We start from the raw sequence: 22,215 nt of genomic DNA, 5'->3' as shown, positions 1-22,215 counted from the left end.
TTGCAGGCATGAATAAAGGAACTCTAAACGTTATATACCAGAGCGATGACAACTATGCCGTAGTTAGCGCAATCTCTATTGTGTCACTTTTGGAAAACAACAAACACTTGAAAGAGATTAATATTTTTTATCTCGGACACCAGCTCAAAAAAGCTAGCATCAATAAGTTTAATAAAATGGTTGGTAACTACCAAAATGCCACAATCACGTTTGTTGATGTCTCAAGCTACCCTGATGAACTGAAAGAGATCGGCGTCAAGGCGTGGAAGGGGCTGTATATCACATGGTATAAAATGCTGGCGTTTGCTAAGCTTGATATCAAAACAGACCGAATCTTGTACATTAACCCACACACGGTTATCAGCGGAGCGCTCGATGGTCTTTTGGAACTTGATTTTGAAGATAATGTAATGGCATTGTCATATGACGCTACTATGGTAAACGCACATAAAGAGGTCATCGGTTTGAAACCAACCGACGGCTACTTTAACTGCGGAATTATGCTGATTAATCACAAAAAATGGATGAAAGATAAGATTGATGCCAAGATGCGCGAGCATTTGCGACATAATCACTATGAGGTGGCTGACCAAGATCTATGTAATGTATTTTTCAAAGGCAAGATCAAGAAGGTTGGTGTGGAGTATAATTTCTCGACTGTGTTCTATGGCTATGATATTAAAAAATACATCAAAGCTAACGGCTTCTTACCCGAAAGCTTTTATAGTTATGATGAGATCATGGAGAGTTACTACACACCAAAGATTATTCACTCACAGTTTGGTATGAATGGTCGGCCATGGCAGCAAGGTAATGAAAACCCAGTTGGTATTTTGTGGCGTAAGTATCTACATCTGACGCCGTGGAAAAATACTACGATGCCAGTAGCCAAGAAGGATATGAACTGGCGACTATATGACTTATTGCCACAATCAATAATTGTTAAACTGTACGCCTGGGCGGTTAATCGCAAATTTGCGAGGAAGAAATGATGAGCAGTAAATCGCAGCACACTTTTGTCGTTTTAGCCTATAAAGAATCACCATTTTTGGAAGATTGTGTTAAATCTGTGATGAATCAGCAATATAACAGTGATGTTGTAATTGCTACATCAACACCAAATGCTTTTATTGATGCTATCGCTGAAAAGTATGGCCTAAAAGTGATTGCTCGACCAGAAAAAGATAGAGGCAAAGGCGCGGCGAGTGATTTTGATTTTGGGTTGTCAGTTTCTGAGACGACACTAACTACCGTCGCTAACCACGATGAGATATATGACTATAATTATTCTTCAGAGGTGGTTGCGTATTATGAAAAACACCAGGATAGTTGCATTATCTTTACTAGGGCCTATGACATCAAAGGCAATTTTGCGGTGACTAAATCTCTAAATTTAGTTATTAAAAATATGCTTTGCTGGCCGCTGGCGATTTCCAAAAAAAGTCGATTTACTAAGAGATTGCTTCTGTCTTTTGGTGATCCAATTTGCTGTCCAGCTGTAACTTTTGTTAAAGGTCACTACAAGCTTCCGGTTTTTGAGTCTGATTTGATAGCGACGTTTGATTATTGGGCGTGGGAAAAACTATCTAAAAATACTTACGGCTTTGGGTATATTAAAAAATCACTAATGGGTCATCGTATCCATGAAGGTTCAATCACCACCAAGGCGATTGGCGACAATGCTCGTGCCAAGGAAGAATATATGATTTTGTCAAAGTTTTGGCCAAAACCAATAGCTAAAATCATCTCATCAGTATATCGACTCAGTGAGCGGAGTAACGGGTGAAAATTGCTATCACTGGAGCAAGTGGATATATCGGGCGTCACATTGCTGCGCTAGCTAAAAAGAATGGCCATGAGGTGGTAGCTATTGATAGATCGAGCGATATCGATATTTTTGCTCAACACGACAATATATTTGAAGCGTTACAAAAACCTGATATTTTACTGCATTTAGCTTGGCGAGATGGCTTTCGACACAATTCACCAGAACATATGAAAAATCTCTCTCATCACTACGATTTTTTGCGGTCATATATCAACAGTGGCGGCAAGAATGTGGCGGTGATGGGTAGCATGCATGAGGTTGGGTACTGGGAAGGCGCAATCGATGAGCAGACACCGTGCGATCCGCTGTCTCAATACGGTGTTGCCAAAAATGCCTTGCGGCAAAGTATGATGCTGCTCACAAAAGATAGCGACATTAGCTTATATTGGCTGCGTGGTTTTTATATCTATGGCGATGATATGGGCGGCCACTCGATATTTTCCAAAATCGCACAAGCTGCTGCTGACGGTAAAACCGAATTTCCTTTCACGACAGGCAAAAATAAATATGATTTTTTGCATATTGATGAATTTTCGGATCAAGTGTTAGCGACTATCACTCAAGATAAGGTAACGGGAATAATCAATATTTGTTCTGGTAAACCAGTTAGTCTAGCTGAGCGGGTTGAACAATACATACAAGACAATCACTATCATATCAAATTGCAGTATGGAGCGTTTCCGGACAGGCCGTATGATTCGCCGGCAGTTTGGGGTGATGACTCAAAGATAAGAATGATTACAGGCTAGATAATACACCTATTTTTTAGACAATCTGATCGATAATTCTTGATGTAAATCGCGCAGTCTACGCTCATTTTGGTCGATACGTTGGCGCTGTGTATTAGCGATGTAGAACAGGAGGATGATAGTGGTAGTTTGCAGGATATCAAATAGGCTAAGTTCCGATGAATCAAGTGGTGGATGTCCAAGTGAGATATTATACATCGGGAACGATCCCACCAGAACAATCATGATAACCAACCAGATAATGAGCTGATGGCGAAAGCGTGCCGTGCTGACCTTGCGTAGTTTGTATTGAGTGATGATATTGATTAGTGCTGCCAGAATAATGGGCACGTTAAGTAGTACAAGGATAAGATATCTCATTCGAATAGCTCCGTTAGTCGTTGCTTGAATAGTCGTTTGACGATGTTAATAGCGTTCCAGTTGTTTTGACCTTTGGCACGGGAGTAGTCAGTATAGATTGCTTTAATCGGGTATTCGGAAATAATCATACCTGCTTGTTTAGCACGCCAAATCATTTCTGAGCAAAATTCATAGCCAGTTGATTTCCAGTCAAGGTTGTCAATTGCCTTTCGCGAGTAAACTCGTAGACCGGACTGTGAATCAGTGACATTGATACCAAACAGAGCATAAGTGATGAAGCTGAGACCTTTATTTCCTAAAACCTTAGTCCTAGACATACCCTCACTGTTGATGAGTCGGCTGCCAATGAGTAAGTCGGTATCAGAGGTGTCGCTCTGCCTGATTCCCACTAGAACATCCTCTGGGTCGTGTTGCCCATCAGCATCCATGGTGGTAGCGATATCGTAGCCGTATTGTCGTGCGTAGGCAAGCCCAGTCAGGGTAGCGCCGCCAGCACCAGAGTTTAAGATGTGATCAATGACGATCGCACCACCTTTTTGTGCTTGCTTAAGTGTGTCGTCTTTTGATCCATCATTGACAAGCACAATATCAATAGAATAGGATTTATGTGCCTTTGAAAAAACCTTCTTGGATTTCTTGATAACGTCCTGAATAACCGCACCCTCGTTGTAGGCAGGTATGATAACACAAACTCGTTTCATGCTAGCTATATTATAACAACCTTGTGAAATAGTTACTATATCCAGATTTTTTAAGTGGTTCAGCGAGTGTGTCAAGCTGCTCTCGGCTGATCCAGCCATTTTTAAAGGCAGTTTTTTCCGGACTACCAATGATGCGACCAGTCCGTTTTTGGATGACACGAACAAAATCAGAGGCATCGGTCAGGCTGTCAATCGTCCCGGTGTCTAGCCAAACATCACCATTATCTAGAGTCTGGACTTGCAATTTGCCGCGGCGGAGATATTCAGCATTGATGGAGGTAATTTCTAGCTCACCGCGGTCGGATGGTTTGACGTTCTTGGCAATTTCGACCACGTCATTATCGTAGAAATACAAACCAACAACAGCAAAGTTTGACTTTGGCTCGGCTGGTTTTTCTTCGATGGAGATAGCTTGGTTTTGCTCATCAAACTCGACCACACCGTATCGTTCTGGGTCAGACACTTTGTAAGCAAAAACCGTACCGCCGTCAGGATTGGTACACTCCTGTAGAGACTCATCCAGGCGCTCACCGTGGAAGATATTATCTCCTAGGACTAACGCCACCTTGTCGTTACCGATGAATTCTTCACCAATAATGAAAGCTTGTGCGAGGCCATCTGGATTGGGTTGAACGGCATATTCGAGATTAATACCCCATTGTGAGCCATCGCCAAGCAGTCGTTGAAAGCCAGCTTGGTCGTCTGGTGTGGTGATTATCAAAATGTCGCGAATTCCTGCCTGCATCAGCGTGGTAAGCGGATAATAAATCATCGGCTTATCATAAATTGGCATTAACTGTTTACTAATCGCTTGGGTAATTGGCCAAAGGCGCGTTCCAGATCCACCTGCTAAAATTATTCCTTTCATAAAAACTCCTTTTGATTCAGTATATAATCTTTCAGGTCGTGCGTCCAATCACGGCTAGTAAATCCAGTTGAATGTAACTTGTCAAGGCTCATGTTGCTGCCTAATGGACGTGGTGCAATTCCATCTTTGCCGGCAAAATATTCAGCCGTTGTCGTATTGGTAACGGTTAGGTCATTGCGCCCAGCTAGCGCAAAAATTTGCCTGGTAATGTCTGCCCAGCTTTCCAACGGGCCATCATTTGTGGCATTGTATGTGCCGAATGGTGCTTGAGTTGACAGCAGGTGGTCAATAATTCTCACCAATTCACGAGTAAAGGTTAATCGGCCAATTTGGTCGTGAACAACAGTTGGTGAAATATTTTTCTCTGCCAATCCCAGCATGGTGCGGACGAAATTTTTACCTTCACCAATCACCCAAGTGGTGCGCAGCAAATAAAACGTATCGAGTTGTTCAACTAACAAATCTCCAGCCGCTTTTGATGCACCATAAACACTCAGTGGGCTGAAGTCTTCATTTTCAAAATGAGGTTCTTTCGTCCCGTCAAATACGTAATCACTAGAAATATGCACTAAAGTCATGTTGTGAGTGCGGCAAACTCGAGTTAGGTTTGCAACCGCTGAGGCGTTAACCTTCCAGGCTGCTACGCGACCCTCTGGTGTTTCCGCGCCGTCAACGTTAGTAAAGGCTGCTGCGTTTAAAACGATTGATATTCCTGACCAATCGAATGACTCAACTGATTGGCGGTCAGTGATATCCATCTCGTCTATGTCGGCGAACTGAGCTTCTGGATATTGCCGACGAAGTGCTCGTCCTAGCTGGCCGTTCGCTCCGACGATAAAGATATTACTTGAATCCATATTACACCTCCATTGGTATTACGTTTGTAAGTAACGGGTGAGCAGCGTCTTTTTCGGAAATAATTGCTTGGTCCTGGCTGATGGGCCAGTCGATACCAAGTGCTGGATCAAACAGATTGACAAAGGTGTATGTGGCGTCTGGCGACCAGTGCGCGTCGACCAGGTAGGTGTAGGCAATGTTGTCGTCGAGCGCTTGATAGCCATTGGCAACGCCTTTGGGCACGAAAATTGCTGTGCCAGGGTTAATCTCGTGCGTGAAGACTCGGCCGAAGCTGTCACCTTGACGAAGGTCGCACCATGCGCCGAATACGCGGCCGTTGGCAGTGGAGATGAACTTATTCCACGGCTCGGCGTGTAGACCGCGAGTGGCGCCAGCTTTATCGTTAAAGCTGATGTTGTTTTGCACGATGGTAAATGACGGCAGTCCCAGTGCTTCCATTTTTTCTTTTTGGTAGTTTTCTTTGAACCAGCCGCGGTTGTCGCCATGGACTGGTAGTTTGACGACGAATAACCCGGGGATGGGTGATTCGGTGACGGTTAGTTCGTTGTAGCCGCTTGGATCGAAGCTCATATAGTATCCTTTCGCCATAGTTGATAATAATGTAGTCCTGCCAGAGTTTGGCAATCATTAATCTCGCCATCTCGAATCAAATCATCAATCTCATCAGGCGTGAAAAACCGCATATCGCTAAACACTTCATCGCTTTGTTCGCGCTGGCCAGTAAAACTTAGCTTTTGGGCCAGGCAAACGGCCATTTTCTCTGTCAATAGGCCATTACAAACATACGCTTCGCCTAGTTTCTGCCAGGACTGAGCAATGATGCCGGTTTCTTCTTCAAGTTCGCGCTTCGAGGCTTCTAATAGATCTTCATTGTCGCCCCCACCACCGGGTAGCTCCCAGCCAAAGCTCTGTGAGGGATAGCGAAAGCCACGCACCAAATATAAGCGCTCTTGATCGTCTACCACTACAACCATGCACGAATCTCGCGACTCCATATAGCCATAGATTCCGGTGTTTCCGTCTTGACTAATAGTCTGATCTTCGTGAATGGTGATCCAAGGATTTTGGTAGACGATTTTACTACTGACTTTCGTTTTTGACGGCACATCTGTCATGATTATTGCCCCTGTTTTGCGTAGGCTGCCTCAACGGCTTCTTTTTGGGCCTTCCACCAATCTTCGTGCTCGCGGTACCATTCGATGGTTTGCATTAGGCCGTCGCGCATACCTGTTTGGTTATCAGTGTACTGTGGCTGCCAACCGAGTTCGCGGCGCAGCTTGCTGGAGTCCATGGCGTAGCGCATGTCGTGGCCAGGGCGGTCATTGACGTGTTCATACCAATCTTTGCCTTTGCCCATTAGTTCGCAAATCAGCTCAATCACCATTTTGTTGTTGACATGGTCGTTGTCAGCGCCGATGATGTACGTTTCACCCAACTCGCCTTTTTCCAAGATGAGGTGAACTGCCGAGTTATGGTCATCAACGTGAATCCAGTCGCGGACTTGCTCGCCCGTGCCGTACAGTTTAGGTTTGATGTCGCTCAAAATATTGGTGATTTGGCGTGGAATGAACTTTTCGATGTGTTGGTATGGGCCGTAATTATTGGAGCAATTGGAAATTGTCGCTTTGATGCCGAAGCTGCGAACCCAGGCGCGTACCAGCATGTCACTGGAGGCTTTGGTGCTGGAGTAGGGGCTGGATGGATTGTACGGGGTGTCTTCGGTAAAGCGGTTGGGGTCGTCGAGTTCCAAATCGCCAAACACTTCATCAGTCGAGATATGATGCAAGCGTTTGCCGTGTTTGCGGACAGCCTCGAGGATAGTGTAGGTGCCGATGACGTTAGTTTCGACAAACGGCCAGGGATTGCGTAGAGAATTGTCATTGTGACTTTCGGCGGCAAAATGCACCACAATGTCAGTTTCAGATACTAATTTGTCAATCAATTCGGCATCGCAAATGTCGCCTTCCACGAAATTAATTTGGTCAGCTACTGGCTGTAAATTGGCGGTATTACCCGCATAGGTGAGCTTGTCGATAACGGTGATGTCGTATTCTGGCTTGTGTTTGACGGTATAATGTACAAAATTCGAGCCAATGAATCCCGCACCTCCCGTAACTAGCATTCTGGTCATATATATACTATACCATGTATAATGGATTGCATCAGGCTAAAACAGGAGATGATATGAGAGCCGCAGTGGTTATTTTGAATTATAAAGGCTGGCAGGACACGAAGAAATGTTTGGCTGCTATGAAAAAGCAGACGCATGAAGATTTTGAGATATATTTGATAGACAATGGGTCGGGTGATGATTCGGTTAAAGAATTATCGAAAATCAAGATAAAAAATCTCCATTTTCATCAAGAGCCAAACAATACTGGCTTTACTGGCGGGGTTAATATTGGAATTCGTTGGGCTATTGAACAGGGATTTGATGCGGTGGCTTTGTTGAACAATGATGCGGCTCCAGAACCAGACTGGTTGAAAAATTTGGCGGGCGCTCTTGAGCAAAAACCAGAGGTTGGCGCGGTTACTAGCTTGATGTTAGATACTACTGGCAAGTTCATCGATGACGCAGGTGATGAGTACTCTACCTGGGGTATTCCAGCGCTGCGTGCGGAGCATTTACCAAAAGACCAAGCACCTGACAGTGGCTTACTTTTTGGGGCAACGGGTGGAGCAACCTTGTATCGCACCAAAGTTTTTCAGCAGATTGGCTTCTTTGACGAGGACTTTTTCGCGTACAATGAAGACGTTGATATTTCATGGCGTATGCAACTAGTCGGCTGGAAAGTGTGGTATGAAAAAACTGCGGTAGTTTTCCATAAACACTCAGCAACAAGCTCCAAAATTCCTGGCTTTACCATCAACCAAGTGTTTAAAAACTTGCCGCAGGTATTCTGGAAAAATGTACCATTTCCTATGATCATACCGATGTGGTTCAAATTTACGCTCATATATTTCATGTTCATGGTGTACCAAATACCAAAAGGTGGCTTTAAATTTGCGGTCAAAGGATTTATACAAAGCATAGGCCTGTGGCCAAAATCACTGGCTAAGCGCCGCCGTATTCAAAAGACTAAAACCGTCTCAAATACTTACATCAAGTCACTGTTATATCACGGTCTTCCATTGAAGCAAGTGAATCGCATCAAGAAAGCCTTGGGATTTCAGTGATTAAGGGGTAAAATAGCACTATGAAACGCGATTTCCTGTTTACCTCAAAAGCGTTACTCTTGCTGGCTGATGTTGCGATGGTGGTGCTGTCATTTGCGCTAGCTTATTATTACCGAACTCACCTGGACACCCGCGTGTATTACTTTGTGCCGCAAATTCGTAACTTTGTCGTGCTGATCGTCGCTTTGTTACCACTGTGGCTGATAGTCAATGCCTTGTCTGGGCTGTATAACCGAGAAATATTTTTGTCGCGCCCCAAAGAGTATATGCGTGTGCTGTTGACTTCGGTGATTAGTGTGATGGCACTGATTTCTTATGAATTTTTCACTGGCGAAGATGTGTTTCCGGTACGAATCATTGCAGTATACTTTGTGGTCATCAACTTTATCTTGATGATTCTTGGTCGTGAGATTGTGAAATTGATCAATAGTGTTTTGATCTTGCGCGGCTTTGGTCGGCAAAAGGTGTTGATTGTTGGTGATAATGACAAAACTGTTGAGTTGGCAGAATATTTTGGCAAACATATCAATTATGGCTATGATGTCGTTGGTGTCGTGGCTGGCTATGGTGGTAAAGGGGTTGAAACCTTTAAGAATTTCAAAACAGCAGTAGAATCAGTTCACCCAGCTATCATCATGCAAACTGACATCACACGGTCCCAAGAGGTCTATCACTACGCTTTGTCAAACCACCTGACCTATATGTTTGTGCCGCAGCAAGATCGGATGGTGTCCAAAATGAATAGCGTGGAGATCATTGCTGGACTACCAATCATAGAAATTCAGGCAACCCAGTTGTTTGGGATTGGTCGAGTCTGGAAGCGCTTGATGGACATCGTGGTTGGTAGTGTGGCGCTACTGCTGCTCTCACCAATCATGTTGTTGGTTGCTATCATCATGAAATTGAGCGCCCCACGTGAAGCAGTTTTCTTCCGTCAAACCAGGTTGACACGGTTTAACCGCGAGTTTAGGATCTATAAGTTCCGCTCACAAAAGTCCAAATATAACGGCACAACTCCTGAAGAGGCCTTTACCATGATGGGCCGTCCAGAGCTGATCAAACAATACCGTGATAATGGCGATCAACTAGACAATGATCCACGCATCACTCGGTTGGGACGATTTCTTCGGGCAACCTCGCTGGATGAATTGCCGCAACTACTGAATGTCGTCAAAGGTGATATCTCATTGGTTGGCCCACGGGCTTTGATCCCTCAAGAGATCAATCAATACAAACGTAAAGACACCATTTTGGCAGTGAAATCAGGTTTAACTGGTTTGGCGCAGGTGTCTGGCAGGCGCGATATTAGTTTTGAAGAGCGACGTCAGCTTGATGTGTACTACGTACAGAACTGGTCGTTGTGGTTGGATATTCGTATTTTGGTAAAGACGTTTGGGATGGTGTTGTTCCAGCGGGGAGCTCGGTGATGGCTTCTGAGGGTCGGGAAGTGCCGCGCGTTGCCATTGTTTGTGATTGGCTGACGACCTATGGCGGAGCGGAGAAAGTAGTCAAATCCATCCATGAACTATTCCCTGACGCACCTATTTTCACCTCTCAGTACTCTCGCAAGCAGATAAATTGGTTTAATGATTGCCAAGTTCATGTTGGTTGGGTGAATATCTTTCCTGCTCGCCTCAGGAAGATTTTGGCGGTACCCAGGGCGCTCTATTTCAACCGGTTACATCGTCGGTTGCGTCACTATGACATCATCATCACCGTTTGTACGGCAGAAAGTAAGGGTATCAAACTTTATCCACATCAGACAGGAATTTGCTATTTACAAGGTCCGCCGACGCAGTATTTTTGGGGGATGTATGATGACTATGTCAAAAACCCTGGCTTTGGTAAACTGAACTTCATCGTACGGTTCTTTTTTAAGCTATTGGTTGGGCCGCTGCGCAAGATTGATTGGAAATTTGCCCAGCGACCAACAGTGCTGGTCGCTAACTCGTCGTATTCGGCTGCCGAAACTAAAAAGTACTATAATCGGTCCGCTCAGGTGTTGTTTCCACCGGTGGAAGTCGATAAATTTACTATTGGTTCGACTGCTAATTCCAAAGAAGAATTTTTCATCACTACCTCTCGGCAGGTTAACTGGAAGCGTCTAGATATTGCTATCAAAGCGTGTTTGTTGTCAGGCAAGCGGCTGGTGTTGGTGGGTGATGGCGCAGAACACGGCATTTTGCAGCAGCTGGCGGGAGATAGTCCACTCATTAGATTTATCCCACGCATTGATAATCCTGAGGAGTTGAACGCCTTGGTATCCCAGGCAAAAGGATTTATTTTTCCAAGCATTGAGCCATTTGGTATTGCGCCAATTGAAGCGCTGAGCGCTGGCGTGCCGGTGATCGCTTTGAAACAAGGTGGGGCGCTGGATTATATTCACGAAGGGAAAAATGGCACGTTCTTTGACGAGCAGACAGTTGAAAGTTTGGTAGCGGCAATGCAACGATTTGACGGTATGACGTTTCATAAACAGCAGGTCTCGGCATCGGCGAAGGATTTTTCGGACGCGAGGTTTAAGCAGGAGCTACAGCGGATAGTTGATGATGCGACTGGTAAATAGAGTGAGACAGAGCTTGCCGTCGTGGCTGGTAGCGGCTAGCGTCACGGAGAAGCTAGTGCTATTAGCCCCCGTGGCGCTGTGGTTTTCGTATATTCCGACCATCTCTTTTGGTCGGCAAAGCGGTACGAATTTGGAACTATCAATCGCCGTCATTTACGCAGTAGTTTTGGCACTAGTGGGATTGCCGCAAATTTGGAATCATCGGCAATTTCTCTGGCGACAAAAAGCTGTCTGGCTACTAGCTGTATTTGTGGGTTGGAATCTCCTCAGTATCATATGGTCAGTTAACCCTCTGAGGTCAATCCTTGTAAATGGCCTCTGGAGTGTGTTATTTCTCGATTTTCTGGTGATATATAGCTTGCCGTCGCTCAAGAAAATGGTTGGTCCGCTGATGAGCGTTACTGTTATGACCGCGGTGGTGATGAGTTTGCTAGCAATTATCCAGGTGGCGTACGGCGCTTGGTTTGATTGGGGGTTATGCAATGGGTGTGTAGCGCGAGGATTTGGGTTTGTGCGCCCCAGTGGTTTTGCTATTGAACCACAGTTTTTTGGGAGCCTATTGATTGCGCCAATTTTACTAGTCTCCTACCGACTACTACAAAACAAAGCCACGAAATATGACATAGTTGCTCTCTGTTTGATGTTTGTGGCGCTATATCTCACACTAAGCCGCGGCGCACTGTATGCAGTGATGGCAGCAGTGCTGGTGCAGGTAGTACTAGTAAATTGGCGTACATCGACCAACTGGCTACGGTCCTCGGCTGTGGTTGTCATGGTGCTCGTGGGTAGCTTTGCCTTTGGTATGATGTGGCACGGAGTCTTTACACAGCTTAACCCCAGGGTAGCTGATGGGTTTTATCAATCAATCACCAAATCGATCAACCATCTATCATTAGGAAAGATTAGTTTACCAGACCTGACACCCCAGCAACCGCCTCAAGAGAATACCTCAGCAGCCAGCTCACAACAGGCAATGCCAGACTCGCCACCGAAAGCAGTGTTTGATGGCTATGTCGCGAAGTCGACAGAGGAGCGAACTGGTATGTCGCAACTTGCTTTGGAGGTTTGGACAAAAAACCCGGTACAGTTCCTCGTTGGTGTGGGTGCGGGTGGCGCAGGACGTGCTATTTTTCAACAGTCTGGCAAGACGAGCGGCGAATTTGAAATCGTCCAAAATGAATTCTTGTCTGTGGCAGTGGAATTGGGGATTGTAGGTGTTGTATTATTGACATCTCTACTGCTGGCTTTATGTCGAAAAATGTCCGTCAAAAAAGCGCTAGCCTGGCCAATTATACTAGGGTTTGTCCTCCAGTGGATGTTCTTTTCAGGGCTGCCAAACGCACTTCATATTTATTTTGTTGCAATGCTTATGTTTGCTATAATAGATAGAGTTGATGAAAAAGCCGAATATATCAGTTGATGGTTTCATTCCTGCTGGTCGACGACCAGAGCGAGTCGGGAATAAACCCGGTATTAACGCTCCAAGACGAGTGGGTAGACCGGTTGCTATTGATGGTATGCAGCCGCGACATACTCCAGTTGCTCCGCAAAATTTTCAGCAACCACAACAACTTCAGCGTCCATTTCCTGAAGATAATGATATACAAGCTAGTCTGCGAGAAATTGATAATCAGCCGCAGCGACCAGTCCGACCAGAACCAGATAAAAAAGAGCAGAAGCGTCTCAAAGCAGAAAAGAAGCTCGAAAAGCTTAACAAAAAGCGTGAGAAAAAGAACAAAAAACCGCTGTCGTTTGAGCAGTTCAAAAAGCGACGACTCATCAAGCGCATTATACTGATAATATTAATTCCACTACTGATATTTTTGGGCTTTCAGGCATGGCGACTATATAACAATCTATCGCGAGTTGTTGGTGGAGATATCCTTGGGTTGTTTACGAAAACACGACTTAAACAGGATGATAACGGCCGTACAAATGTTTTGATTTTTGGTACGTCGCCTGATGGCTGGGAGGGTGCTGATTTGGCTGACTCCATCATGGTATTGTCTTATCACCAGGACAATAAGGACGCCTACACTGTGTCTCTGCCGCGAGATCTGTACGTAAAGCACACCTGTCAGTCTTGGCTGAAAACTACCGCCGGAAAGCTAAACGAGAGTTATGGCTGTGGTAAACAAGACGCCAAAGACAGCGGCAAGGACCAAGCTGCTAGTGAACAGGCTGGACAGGCAGAGATCGCCAAAGCTGCTCAAGAGGTATTGGGTATGGAAATCCACTACAAAGTGCACGCTAACTGGCGCGTGCTTACTGAGGTGGTTAATGCACTTGGTGGAATCGACGTGAAGGTTGAGGCCTACGACGGCTCATCAATGGTGTACGACGTGGCTACAAAAATCCGCTACCGTAACGGTGAGACAGTTCACATGAATGGTGAGCAAGCCTTGGCATTTAGCCGTGCCCGTGGTAGTGCTGGAGGAATTGGATTGAGTGGCGGTAACTTTGACCGTGAGCGTAACCAGCAAAAAATTATCAAAGCCATCGTCGAGAAAGCCAAAACATCCAACAAAGCAGATTTCAACGTCATGATGGGGATTATCGATGCATTGGGTAATAACATTAACACCAACTTTGAAACCAAAGAGATGCAGACCATCGTTGAAATTTTGAAGGAGTTTAATGCCGAAAAGATTGTCTCAATACCACTGGTTGACGAGAAAAATAAGGTACAGCTACTGACAACCTCCAATATCGCAGGCGCCAGTGTGGTGGTGCCGACTGCTGGAACCTATAACTACACGGCCATTAAAAATTATGTTAAAAAACGCATCAGCCCAACAGCTGAGATGAACGAGGAAGCGAGACTGGTGATATTGAATGGATCTGGTATCGCCGGGGTGGCGGCCGCCGAACAGACGAAATTAACTAAACAAGAGTTAAATGTGGTCCAGGTTGGCAACTATCCGGGCGGCGTCCAAGCTAAACACACTATCTACGACCTAAGTAACGGTACGAAACCAAAGACCATTGAAAAATTGAAGCAAACCTATGGCACTAATGTTGTAACTACCATCCCGCCAACCATCAGTAAGTATAACGCTGACATTGTCATCGTCCTCGGTACAGAAAACCAGCGGTAGTAGCCGCTGGTTTTGGTTCAGTGCGCAAAGCGTCTTATGAGTGGTAGCCGTTTGGATTATTACTTTGCCAGTTCCAGGTGTCTTGGCAGGCTTGCTCAACAGATAATTCAGCTTTCCAGTTGAGCTCTCGTTGGGCTTTATCGCAATTGGCGTAGCAAGCTGCCAAATCACCAGGGCGACGAGTCTTGATGACATAAGGAATGTCGTGGCCAGAGGCTTGAGAGAAGGCTTTAATGATCTCCAGAACAGAGGTACCATGTCCTGTACCAAGGTTATAGATATTCACGCCTGACTTCATGTGCTCCAGCGCTGCTACGTGACCACGCGCCAAATCGACTACGTGGATATAGTCACGCACACCGGTACCATCAGGTGTGTCATAGTCATCACCGAACACACCAACTTCATTCAGTTTACCAACTGCCACTTGCGCAACGTATGGTAGTAGGTTGTTTGGGATGCCGTTTGGATCTTCACCAATGGTTCCTGATGCGTGCGCGCCGATGGGGTTGAAATAGCGCAAAATAGAAACCTCCAACTCTGGGTTGGCGACCGCGGCATCTTGTAAAATCTGCTCAATCATGAACTTAGTCTGGCCATATGGATTGGTAATTCCTCGGCCAGTTGGTGATTCTTCTGTCAGTGGCAGAGACTCTGGATTGCCATAGACAGTGGCTGAACTGGAGAAAACAATTTTGTTAACATGATGTTTTTTCATGGTTTCCAAAAGAACCAGACTTGAGATGAGATTATTGTCATAATACTCCAGGGGTTTGGCGACTGACTCACCAACAGCTTTAAATCCGGCAAAATGAATGACGGCATCAATCTGTTGGTTAGCAAATACCTCTTCTAGCGCCGCTTTGTCACGCACATCTGCCTCTACAAACGGAACGGTCGTTTTGGTGATGTGCTCAATGCGTCGTATCACTTCCGCTGAGCTGTTCGACAGATCATCCATAATAATCACCTCGTGTCCGCTGTGAATCAGCTCAATGGCGGTATGAGAACCGATATAACCTGCACCACCAGTCAACAAAATCTTCATCTTTATTATCCTCCTGTTTGGTTGTATTATAAGTATAGCAAGGAATAGAACATATATGAAACTAACAAAAAAGCAAAAACAACTACTAGATTTTATTGAAGGATTCATCAGCGGACAGGGATATAGCCCAACGTTTCGAGAGATAATGCAGGCTTTGGGCTATAAATCAGTCTCAACAGTAGCCAAGCACATTGACGGTTTGGTGGCACAGGGAGCCTTGATTAAACGAGAGGGTAAAGCCAGGTCACTGGAGCTTGGTATCAATCACGAGGTTGATACTACTGGCGCGACCAAGCCATGGTGGTATCATCTGGAGCAAGAAGCCAAAAAACGTGAGGCCGCGGCGGATGAGGCGGCTCATGAGGAAGCTGCCATCCTGAGAAAAGCTTTGGATATTGTCAAAGGTGCCTAATATAACCATAATTCAGTTCTTTACAATAATGTCATGATACGGTACAATGGCAATACGGTATTCCGGCATAGCTCAGTGGTAGAGCGGTTGGCTGTTAACCAATAGGTCGCTGGTTCGAGCCCAGCTGCCGGAGCCAAGAAAAGACACGTCTACGGAGGTGTTTTTTCTTTGTTCCTCGAAATACGATTCGGTACCATACAAAATTCCACACCAGACTGATGCTAGTGGCGGCTAATTTTGCTATGCTCAAACCAAAAGTGCTGGTTATTCCGAACAGTTGGATAAGTAGCCATATGGCAGTTGGTTGTAAAACCCACAGGCCAGTGAGGGTGATACCGATAAACTGGACAATTGGCTGGCGGTCGGTTTTGAAGGTGAAGCGCTTATTTAGAAAATAGCTGCAGATCATCCCTATGGTGGTTGACATGATGACGGCCAATAGTAGCGGCACGGTGAGCCATATCAATAGGGTGTATATTGTGATGTCAATGGCGGTATTGAGAACACCGATGGTGGCAAAGGTGGTGAGTTGTTTGCGAATATTCATGTCGGTGAGTATAGTGGGTGGGGCTGTAAAAAAGCTTAAATAACGAATTAAGACTTATAAATTGATTTAAAACAGTATATTTGTGAAATAATCTCAAATTATTGCATTTTAGTGTATATTTTGGTATAATTTCAGGTAAGGAGAAATTTATGCTCATAGAATTTAGAACTGCAAACTGCCTATCATTTAAAGAAATGGCCGAATTTAGTATGCTTGCTTCAAATGATAAGACACATGAAGACGATAATACTTTTCCAGTTAACAATAGGCGCGTTCTTAAGAGTGCGGCCGTTTATGGTGCCAATGGTAGCGGCAAGACAAATTTTGTTCGAGCAATTGGTTTTATGCGAAATCTTGTATTAGGGGAATCTCCAATACGCAATTGTGCTTATAAGCTTGATAGAACTATGAAAGATGAGCCAAGCTTCTTTGAAATAATTTTTATGAAGGATAATATAAGATATAGATATGGCTTTGAGATTGACAGAAAGAGTATCTTGTCAGAATGGTTGTTTTATGTTCCGACGACCAGAGAAGCATCCCTTTTTACTCGAGAAAAACAAAACATAACTATTGGCCGTTCATTTAGAGAGGGGAGAAGATTAAGCGATAGCATCAAAGAGGATAAACTATTTTTATCATTTGTAGCTCAGCTTAATGGTGCAAGCATTACTCAATCTATCATGGAGTGGTTTGAGGATATGTCTGTTATGAGCGGGTTAGACTCTAATTTGAGTAATACTGCTGATATGCTCTTAGAAGAAGGCAAGAGCGGTAAAAAGAGAAAGAAACAGGTCCTTGATATCCTTCATAGATTTGATGTTCAAATTGAAGATATCGCTATCGAGGAGCGAGATTTCGTGCCCATTGCGATACCTGCTGATTTGGAGATATCTGACCAAGTGAGGGCTTTTATTGAGAGTGTAAATGCACTCCTTGAAAAAGAAGGTGGGGGAAAAGCGCCACCCCGAATTATCACTCGTCGTAAGGCTTATGAAAACGGTAAAGAGTCGGGTATTGAAGAGTTTGATCTTCGGCGGCAAGAGTCTGATGGTACTAAAAAATTATTTGCCTTAGCAGGAAGTTTGGCTCAGTCGCTTGAAACTGGCAAAACAATCGTCGTAGATGAACTTGAGTCAAAACTTCATCCACTCGTAACGAAAGAGATTGTAAAACTTTTCAATTCAAAGACGAGTAATAAAAAGAATGCACAGTTAATATTTACAACCCACGACACTAATCTTCTACGAGGAAACCATTTTAGAAGAGACCAGATCTGGTTCACAGAAAAGGATAAGTATGGTTCCTCTCATTTATATTCATTGTTGGAATATAAGCCTCGAAAAGATGCCTCATTTCAGAAAGATTATATAAATGGTAGATATGGCGCAATACCATATATAGGGGATTTTAATAGTTTATAGATTAACATAATGAGTAGGAGGGCAAAAGCATGGGAGCGCTCTAGGGGTAGGAGTCGACTTTCTAGAAAATCAGCAAACCGTGAGGTTAAACCGCGAATTCTTATCGTTTGTGAGGGGACAAAGACGGAGCCAAACTATTTTAAGGGATTTAAGGTTAGAACCATGAATGTAGTTATAGAGCCAGCAGGGGCGGTACATACTAGCGTAGTCGATAGGGCACTAGCCTTGATGGAAGAAGATGGCGATTACGAAGAGGTTTGGTGTGTATTTGACAGGGATAAGAATAGAGCAAACCCTAGTGACGTTGCTTTATTCAACTCTGCGATTGAAAAAGCAAAAACTAATGGAGTGCGGGTTGCATATTCTAATGATGCATTTGAACTTTGGTATTTGTTACATTTTAATTACTGTGACACTCAAATATTACGCTCTGATTACATCGTTAAGCTGAGAGAGATCATGGGTGCCTATAAAAAGAACGATCAGTCAATGTATGACAAACTTGAAGATAAGATAGGTGTTGCGATCCGAAATGCGAAGAAGCTATATAGATTGAGCGATAAGAATGACCCTGCCAATGCCGACCCCTCCACTACTGTTTTTATGCTTGTAGAGAGATTGCTTAAACTAAAGTGAGAATAACGGAAAAGAATAGATATTGATCAAGGCAATTAACCGTATGATAGTTAATAAAACACAGTTTACTTTTTCATTAAGGGCAGAATGGAATCCTAGTGACCCAGAAGTAGAGAGTATTTGGTTTCTATTTAAGAAAGCTGCAGAAAAAATAGAGAATGACAAGATTAGAGATGAGGCTGATTTCTGCGCGGATCGTATCTATGAAAAACTCCTTGAAGCAAGGAATCACTACAAGGTGGTGGTAGAAAGTGGTTTTAATTCGCGGCCCAGCTCTGAAATAGCTGCAGTTTATAACTCACTCTATAATTGCCTATGGAGCGCCTATAAGGATAGGCTCGTAAATTTTACTAGATCATTTGGATATGATATAGGATGTATATTTGCGGGTAAGGACTATGAACAGCAAATGAGTGGCTTTATTAGGCGACATCCTGAGGTGGGCGACTTGAAATCATTTATTGATATTCAGAAGCGGAACTGGCAGGATCATCTGCGTGACAACCGTAATGGAAATGAGCATGACGGAGATTTTAGAAATAAGAAGAATGTTCCAGATTTCAATAACCAAGAAAGCGCAAAACAGATATTTACAGCAGTATCAAGGACGATTGAGATGGTGGGTATAACTCTATTGTCGTATAAGTTACCAGAATACATAAACGTAATACTTGTAAACAATAAGGCTACTGTATTTGATCGCACTCACAGATATGAAGTTCGCCATGCTCTCCAGGGGACTGACGCAAAACCATTATTTGATAGTCCATATTACTAATCCTGCTGTAAGTGCAAAAAGAACTGGATTAATATACTCTTAAAGCAAAATTACAGACGCCTTGGATATAGTTGCTGGCATGACTATGAAGGCAGCAACCATATCCCAACCACTGACTCGGCCGCGGCACCTGGACGCCGCTCATAACCAACCGTCATTTCGGGCGATTGCCCGTCCGCTCATTGACATTGTCGTCCCGGCACTCAATGAGGAGAAGATTCTTCAAAAAAGCATCACGACACTTGATGAATATATGGCGAAACACCTGCCGTATCGCTATCAAATCACCATCGCGGACAATGGTAGTCAGGATAAGACGCTGGAAATTGCCAAAAACTTAGCGGAAAAGCACCAATCGGTTCAAGTCGTTAGCCTAGCGGAGCGTGGCCGCGGACGAGCGCTCAAACAGGTCTGGCAGAATAGCCCAGCGGACATTTTGGCGTACATGGATGTCGATCTGTCGACCAGCCTGGATGATTTTCTGCCAATGATTCAGCCGTTGGTGGCGGGCGAGGCTGGCGTGGCGATCGGTTCGCGGCTATTGAAAGATTCTAAAACTAGCCGTGGGCTGAAGCGGGAATTCATCTCGCGTTGCTATAACAGCATTATCAAATGGACGTCGCGTACCAAATTTAGTGACGCTCAGTGCGGCTTCAAGGCGATCCGCCGGGATGTCGCCGCAAAATTATTACCGAAAATCAAGGACAATGAGTGGTTTTTTGACACCGAATTACTGATCAAAACCGAGCGAGCCGGCGTGCCGATTCACGAGCAACCAGTAACCTGGATTGAAGATACGGATAGCCGCGTGAAAATTGTGAAAACGGCCGTCGATGATCTGAAAGGACTGTACCGCGTCAACAAGGAGCTAGACAAACGGTCGTGGTTGGAGAAGTGGATGCTACCGGTGCTGTTAGTACTGACTGGTGCGTTGTATTTGTTTGGTGCGCTCCATAACGGTATGGCGAACAGCTACTATGCAGCGGCGATACAGGCGGCCAGCCAGGATTGGACGGCGTGGCTGTTTGGTAGTTTGGATGCAGCCAATTATGTGTCGGTTGATAAGCCACCACTGGCGACAATGCTGATGGGTTTGAGTGCTCGACTGTTTGGCTTTTCAAGCTTTTCGATGTTACTACCGAGTGTGTTGGCAGGAGTTGGTTCGGTGTGGCTGGTGTACGGAGCAGTGAAACGGCAGTTCGGTTTCACTAGTGCTGTTATTGCCGGAGCGACACTGATGCTAACGCCAGTGGCGGCACTGATGTTTGGTTTCAATAATCCTGATGCGATTTTGACACTGATGTTGAGCGCTAGTGGCTATGCGTTTTTACGCTCGCTGGAAGGGAAACGACCACTGTTGTGGCTGAGTCTAGCAGGGCTATTCACGGGGTTGGCGTTTAACACTAAGATGCTGCAAGGATTGATGGTGCTACCAGCGATGGTTTTAGTCTATCTGGTGTTTGCTAAGCCGCCGATTGTAACGCGATTTTTGCACTTGATATTTGCGGGCGTAATTACGACGATGTCGACGCTGTGGTGGAGTGTGTTGGTCTGGCTGACGCCAGCTGGTAATCGGTCGTGGGTGGGCAGCACTAATGATAACAATATTTGGAGTTTGATTTTTGGCTATAACGGCTTTGGTCGACTGCTTGGCGGACGCGGTGGCGGCCCGGGTGGTGGACACGGGCCGGGTGGTACGGGCTTCGGTGGGCAAACGGGAATTTTCAGGATCTTTAACAATGATTTTGGGCCAAATATTGCTTGGTTGCTAGTCCTAGCCCTGGCGGGCGGTGGATTATTACTGTGGATTCTACGCAAAACACCCCGAACGAATCGTGGGCGGGCAGCAGTGATTTTCTGGATGCTGTGGCTGCTGATTCACATTGTGATTTTCAGCATGACCAGCGGTGTGATCCATCCGTACTACGTGGTGGTGATGGCGCCAGCGGCGGCGGCACTAGTCGGTATTAGTCTGCCGTTTCTGTGGGGCGCGTACACCAGACGCAAACCATATGCGTGGCTACTGCCGCTACTGGTCGGCGTGACGGTGGCGATAGCGGTGATTATCCTGGGTTACGCTGGGACGATGACGTGGCTGATGTGGATAGTGGGTCTGTTGGGTCTGACGGGAATGATTGGGTTGTTAGTTAATCTTTACGCGCCGCGGCGATGGCTGCAAAACTTGGCAATCATCGCTGCCATAGCCGCCTGTACACTCGCCCCGACGGTGTATACATTGGCGACAGTCAATGTCACGCACACTGGTAGCATTCCGACCGCTGGGCCGAATTCCACAGCGATGCAGGGGAGTAATAACGAATCGTCGCAGGCGGACAGCCAGTTGGTGCAGTATCTCGTAGAGCATCAAAACGGCGCAACCTGGCTGGTGGCAGTGGCGAGTGCTAATGAATCAGCGGCGATTCAGCTGACCAGTGGTCAGCCAGTGATGGCGGTCGGTGGGTTTAACGGTAGTGATACGCCACTGACACTCGATCAATTTAAGCAATTAGTGAAGGCCGGCAAAGTCAAATATTACGCCATCAGCTCGCACGGTCGTGGTGGCGGCGGCCCAGGCGGCAGTAATAATGAAATCACGGCGTGGGTCAAGCAAACTGGCACCGTCGTTAATTATGGAGGTAGCGATGTAACACTGTACGAATTATCGAGAGAGTAAATTAACGAAAGGAGAAATTATGGCAATTTCACAAACCAAGCAAGCACAACTCACCACGCCAGAAGCGGTCTATGATCAGCCACCAGCGCCGCGTCCAAACGGCACGAACTCTGGCAAAAGTGGGTTAAGTGCCGGGGCAATTACTGGTATAGCGGTCAGTGGCGTAGTGGCCTGCGCCCTGAGCTTCGTCGTCGGTATGCAGGTCGGTGGCACGCAAAACGGTATGAATAATCAGGCTGGTGGTCCGCCAAGTATGAGTCGGAGTCAAAATAGCCAGCAGGGCGGGCCGGGTGGACAAACTGGCGGCGCACCAGGTGGTAGTCAGAATCAGACTGGTCAAAGCTCACAAGTACCAGCAGGGCAGAATAACAATGGCACAGCGCAAAATAACCAAGCTGCTCCGTCGGGTCAATCTGGCTCACCGCAGCCGTCAACCGCCAATACCGCACCGCAGGCCAATTAACCAGCGGCGAATCAACAAAAAGCAGCGC

The 22,215-nt window shown here is 45.5% G+C and carries 21 protein-coding genes, 1 tRNA gene and 1 pseudogene; 15 read left to right on the top strand and 8 right to left on the bottom strand.

Going from position 1 to position 22,215, the window contains the following annotated elements:
* The first annotated feature begins 8 nt into the window (after positions 1 to 8).
* Genes V4210_RS04265 through V4210_RS04255 form a run of 3 tightly spaced genes read left to right on the top strand, consistent with a single transcriptional unit; the run spans position 9 to position 2,577 of the window.
* Complete coding sequence (locus tag V4210_RS04265; RefSeq protein ID WP_338520812.1) at positions 9 to 992, top strand: glycosyltransferase family 8 protein; 984 nt, start codon at positions 9 to 11, stop codon at positions 990 to 992.
* Complete coding sequence (locus V4210_RS04260) at positions 989 to 1,786, top strand: glycosyltransferase (protein WP_338520811.1); 798 nt, start codon at positions 989 to 991, stop codon at positions 1,784 to 1,786. The genes V4210_RS04265 and V4210_RS04260 overlap by 4 nt, the downstream gene beginning before the upstream one ends.
* Complete coding sequence (locus V4210_RS04255) at positions 1,783 to 2,577, top strand: NAD-dependent epimerase/dehydratase family protein (protein ID WP_338520810.1); 795 nt, start codon at positions 1,783 to 1,785, stop codon at positions 2,575 to 2,577. Before V4210_RS04260 ends, V4210_RS04255 begins: the two co-directional genes overlap by 4 nt.
* Before the next feature lie 9 nt (positions 2,578 to 2,586).
* Here V4210_RS04255 and V4210_RS04250 read toward each other — a convergent pair whose 3' ends face one another.
* The 6 genes and pseudogenes from V4210_RS04250 to rfbB all read right to left on the bottom strand — a co-directional run bounded on the left by V4210_RS04250 (position 2,587) and on the right by rfbB (position 7,495).
* On the bottom strand, positions 2,587 to 2,937 hold the full coding sequence (locus tag V4210_RS04250) for a hypothetical protein (RefSeq protein ID WP_338520809.1): 351 nt from the start codon (positions 2,935 to 2,937) through the stop codon (positions 2,587 to 2,589).
* Positions 2,934 to 3,638 (bottom strand): glycosyltransferase family 2 protein, encoded by a 705-nt coding sequence (locus tag V4210_RS04245; RefSeq protein ID WP_338520808.1) that lies wholly within the window; start codon positions 3,636 to 3,638, stop codon positions 2,934 to 2,936. The genes V4210_RS04250 and V4210_RS04245 overlap by 4 nt, the downstream gene beginning before the upstream one ends.
* Positions 3,639 to 3,648: 10 nt before the next feature.
* Positions 3,649 to 4,506 carry a glucose-1-phosphate thymidylyltransferase RfbA gene (rfbA, locus tag V4210_RS04240; protein WP_338520806.1) on the bottom strand — a complete coding sequence of 286 codons (858 nt, stop codon included), beginning with the start codon at positions 4,504 to 4,506 and terminating at the stop codon, positions 3,649 to 3,651.
* Positions 4,503 to 5,934, bottom strand: a pseudogene (locus tag V4210_RS04385) (sugar nucleotide-binding protein). Before V4210_RS04385 ends, rfbA begins: the two are co-directional and overlap by 4 nt.
* Positions 5,931 to 6,479 (bottom strand): NUDIX hydrolase, encoded by a 549-nt coding sequence (locus V4210_RS04225; protein ID WP_338520802.1) that lies wholly within the window; start codon positions 6,477 to 6,479, stop codon positions 5,931 to 5,933. The pseudogene V4210_RS04385 and the gene V4210_RS04225 overlap by 4 nt, the downstream one beginning before the upstream one ends.
* A 2-nt stretch (positions 6,480 to 6,481) precedes the next feature.
* Complete coding sequence (rfbB, locus tag V4210_RS04220; RefSeq protein WP_338520801.1) at positions 6,482 to 7,495, bottom strand: dTDP-glucose 4,6-dehydratase; 1,014 nt, start codon at positions 7,493 to 7,495, stop codon at positions 6,482 to 6,484.
* A 53-nt stretch (positions 7,496 to 7,548) separates the two neighbouring features.
* Between rfbB and V4210_RS04215 the strand changes: the two genes are divergently transcribed.
* From V4210_RS04215 to V4210_RS04195, 5 genes are read left to right on the top strand one after another with little or no spacing between them, the layout of a single operon-like run.
* Positions 7,549 to 8,541 carry a glycosyltransferase family 2 protein gene (locus tag V4210_RS04215; protein ID WP_338520800.1) on the top strand — a complete coding sequence of 331 codons (993 nt, stop codon included), beginning with the start codon at positions 7,549 to 7,551 and terminating at the stop codon, positions 8,539 to 8,541.
* 20 nt (positions 8,542 to 8,561) lie between these two features.
* Positions 8,562 to 9,968 carry an exopolysaccharide biosynthesis polyprenyl glycosylphosphotransferase gene (locus V4210_RS04210; RefSeq protein WP_338520799.1) on the top strand — a complete coding sequence of 469 codons (1,407 nt, stop codon included), beginning with the start codon at positions 8,562 to 8,564 and terminating at the stop codon, positions 9,966 to 9,968.
* On the top strand, positions 9,968 to 11,107 hold the full coding sequence (locus V4210_RS04205; RefSeq protein ID WP_338520797.1) for a glycosyltransferase: 1,140 nt from the start codon (positions 9,968 to 9,970) through the stop codon (positions 11,105 to 11,107). Before V4210_RS04210 ends, V4210_RS04205 begins: the two co-directional genes overlap by 1 nt.
* Entirely contained in the window at positions 11,088 to 12,527 is a 1,440-nt protein-coding gene (locus V4210_RS04200) for an O-antigen ligase family protein (protein ID WP_338520796.1), read from the top strand. Before V4210_RS04205 ends, V4210_RS04200 begins: the two co-directional genes overlap by 20 nt.
* Complete coding sequence (locus tag V4210_RS04195; RefSeq protein ID WP_338520794.1) at positions 12,502 to 14,205, top strand: LCP family protein; 1,704 nt, start codon at positions 12,502 to 12,504, stop codon at positions 14,203 to 14,205. The genes V4210_RS04200 and V4210_RS04195 overlap by 26 nt, the downstream gene beginning before the upstream one ends.
* Positions 14,206 to 14,239: 34 nt before the next feature.
* On the opposite strand, the gene galE is transcribed toward V4210_RS04195, so the two are convergent.
* Positions 14,240 to 15,253: a UDP-glucose 4-epimerase GalE gene (gene galE / locus V4210_RS04190; RefSeq protein WP_338520793.1), complete on the bottom strand. Its 1,014-nt coding sequence runs from the start codon at positions 15,251 to 15,253 to the stop codon at positions 14,240 to 14,242.
* A 55-nt stretch (positions 15,254 to 15,308) separates the two neighbouring features.
* On the opposite strand from galE, the gene V4210_RS04185 reads away from it, so the two are divergent.
* Both V4210_RS04185 and V4210_RS04180 read left to right on the top strand, forming a co-directional pair.
* A complete protein-coding gene (locus tag V4210_RS04185) occupies positions 15,309 to 15,665 on the top strand; it encodes a LexA family protein (protein ID WP_338520792.1) in 357 nt (118 codons plus the stop codon).
* Positions 15,666 to 15,726: 61 nt separating this feature from the next.
* A tRNA-Asn gene (locus tag V4210_RS04180) sits at positions 15,727 to 15,801 on the top strand.
* Here V4210_RS04180 and V4210_RS04380 read toward each other — a convergent pair.
* On the bottom strand, positions 15,760 to 16,212 hold the full coding sequence (locus V4210_RS04380; protein ID WP_411912131.1) for a GtrA family protein: 453 nt from the start codon (positions 16,210 to 16,212) through the stop codon (positions 15,760 to 15,762). The two genes, V4210_RS04180 and V4210_RS04380, sit on opposite strands and share 42 nt — an antisense overlap.
* A 194-nt stretch (positions 16,213 to 16,406) precedes the next feature.
* On the opposite strand from V4210_RS04380, the gene V4210_RS04175 reads away from it, so the two are divergent.
* From V4210_RS04175 to V4210_RS04155, 5 genes are all read left to right on the top strand, one after another.
* Positions 16,407 to 17,636 (top strand): AAA family ATPase, encoded by a 1,230-nt coding sequence (locus V4210_RS04175; RefSeq protein ID WP_338520790.1) that lies wholly within the window; start codon positions 16,407 to 16,409, stop codon positions 17,634 to 17,636.
* A 9-nt stretch (positions 17,637 to 17,645) separates the two neighbouring features.
* Entirely contained in the window at positions 17,646 to 18,272 is a 627-nt protein-coding gene (locus V4210_RS04170; RefSeq protein ID WP_338520788.1) for an RloB family protein, read from the top strand.
* Between the two features lie 43 nt (positions 18,273 to 18,315).
* Entirely contained in the window at positions 18,316 to 19,050 is a 735-nt protein-coding gene (locus V4210_RS04165; protein WP_338520787.1) for a hypothetical protein, read from the top strand.
* A gap of 85 nt (positions 19,051 to 19,135) precedes the next feature.
* Positions 19,136 to 21,724, top strand: coding sequence for a glycosyltransferase family 39 protein (locus V4210_RS04160; RefSeq protein ID WP_338520786.1), 2,589 nt, complete (start codon positions 19,136 to 19,138; stop codon positions 21,722 to 21,724).
* 19 nt (positions 21,725 to 21,743) lie between these two features.
* On the top strand, positions 21,744 to 22,187 hold the full coding sequence (locus tag V4210_RS04155) for a hypothetical protein (protein ID WP_338520784.1): 444 nt from the start codon (positions 21,744 to 21,746) through the stop codon (positions 22,185 to 22,187).
* Positions 22,188 to 22,215: the final 28 nt, after the last annotated feature.

The organism is Candidatus Nanosynbacter featherlites, from assembly GCF_037013405.1.
GTDB lineage: Bacteria > Patescibacteriota > Saccharimonadia > Saccharimonadales > Saccharimonadaceae > Nanosynbacter > Nanosynbacter featherlites_B.
The sequence above is the reverse complement of the archived record's forward strand: the minus strand, read 5'-3'. Positions and strand labels throughout refer to the sequence as shown.

Coding starts and splice junctions, on each gene's coding strand:
- V4210_RS04250 (WP_338520809.1), bottom strand. CDS start 2,937: ATGAGATATCTTATCCTTGTACTACTTAACGTGCCCATTATTCTGGCA.
- V4210_RS04155 (WP_338520784.1), top strand. CDS start 21,744: ATGGCAATTTCACAAACCAAGCAAGCACAACTCACCACGCCAGAAGCG.
- V4210_RS04245 (WP_338520808.1), bottom strand. CDS start 3,638: ATGAAACGAGTTTGTGTTATCATACCTGCCTACAACGAGGGTGCGGTT.
- V4210_RS04265 (WP_338520812.1), top strand. CDS start 9: ATGAATAAAGGAACTCTAAACGTTATATACCAGAGCGATGACAACTAT.
- V4210_RS04260 (WP_338520811.1), top strand. CDS start 989: ATGATGAGCAGTAAATCGCAGCACACTTTTGTCGTTTTAGCCTATAAA.
- V4210_RS04380 (WP_411912131.1), bottom strand. CDS start 16,212: ATGAATATTCGCAAACAACTCACCACCTTTGCCACCATCGGTGTTCTC.
- galE (WP_338520793.1), bottom strand. CDS start 15,253: ATGAAGATTTTGTTGACTGGTGGTGCAGGTTATATCGGTTCTCATACC.
- V4210_RS04165 (WP_338520787.1), top strand. CDS start 18,316: ATGATAGTTAATAAAACACAGTTTACTTTTTCATTAAGGGCAGAATGG.
- V4210_RS04225 (WP_338520802.1), bottom strand. CDS start 6,479: ATGACAGATGTGCCGTCAAAAACGAAAGTCAGTAGTAAAATCGTCTAC.
- V4210_RS04160 (WP_338520786.1), top strand. CDS start 19,136: ATGAAGGCAGCAACCATATCCCAACCACTGACTCGGCCGCGGCACCTG.
- V4210_RS04195 (WP_338520794.1), top strand. CDS start 12,502: ATGAAAAAGCCGAATATATCAGTTGATGGTTTCATTCCTGCTGGTCGA.
- V4210_RS04210 (WP_338520799.1), top strand. CDS start 8,562: ATGAAACGCGATTTCCTGTTTACCTCAAAAGCGTTACTCTTGCTGGCT.
- rfbB (WP_338520801.1), bottom strand. CDS start 7,495: ATGACCAGAATGCTAGTTACGGGAGGTGCGGGATTCATTGGCTCGAAT.
- V4210_RS04200 (WP_338520796.1), top strand. CDS start 11,088: ATGATGCGACTGGTAAATAGAGTGAGACAGAGCTTGCCGTCGTGGCTG.
- V4210_RS04205 (WP_338520797.1), top strand. CDS start 9,968: ATGGCTTCTGAGGGTCGGGAAGTGCCGCGCGTTGCCATTGTTTGTGAT.
- V4210_RS04175 (WP_338520790.1), top strand. CDS start 16,407: ATGGCCGAATTTAGTATGCTTGCTTCAAATGATAAGACACATGAAGAC.
- rfbA (WP_338520806.1), bottom strand. CDS start 4,506: ATGAAAGGAATAATTTTAGCAGGTGGATCTGGAACGCGCCTTTGGCCA.
- V4210_RS04170 (WP_338520788.1), top strand. CDS start 17,646: ATGAGTAGGAGGGCAAAAGCATGGGAGCGCTCTAGGGGTAGGAGTCGA.
- V4210_RS04185 (WP_338520792.1), top strand. CDS start 15,309: ATGAAACTAACAAAAAAGCAAAAACAACTACTAGATTTTATTGAAGGA.
- V4210_RS04215 (WP_338520800.1), top strand. CDS start 7,549: ATGAGAGCCGCAGTGGTTATTTTGAATTATAAAGGCTGGCAGGACACG.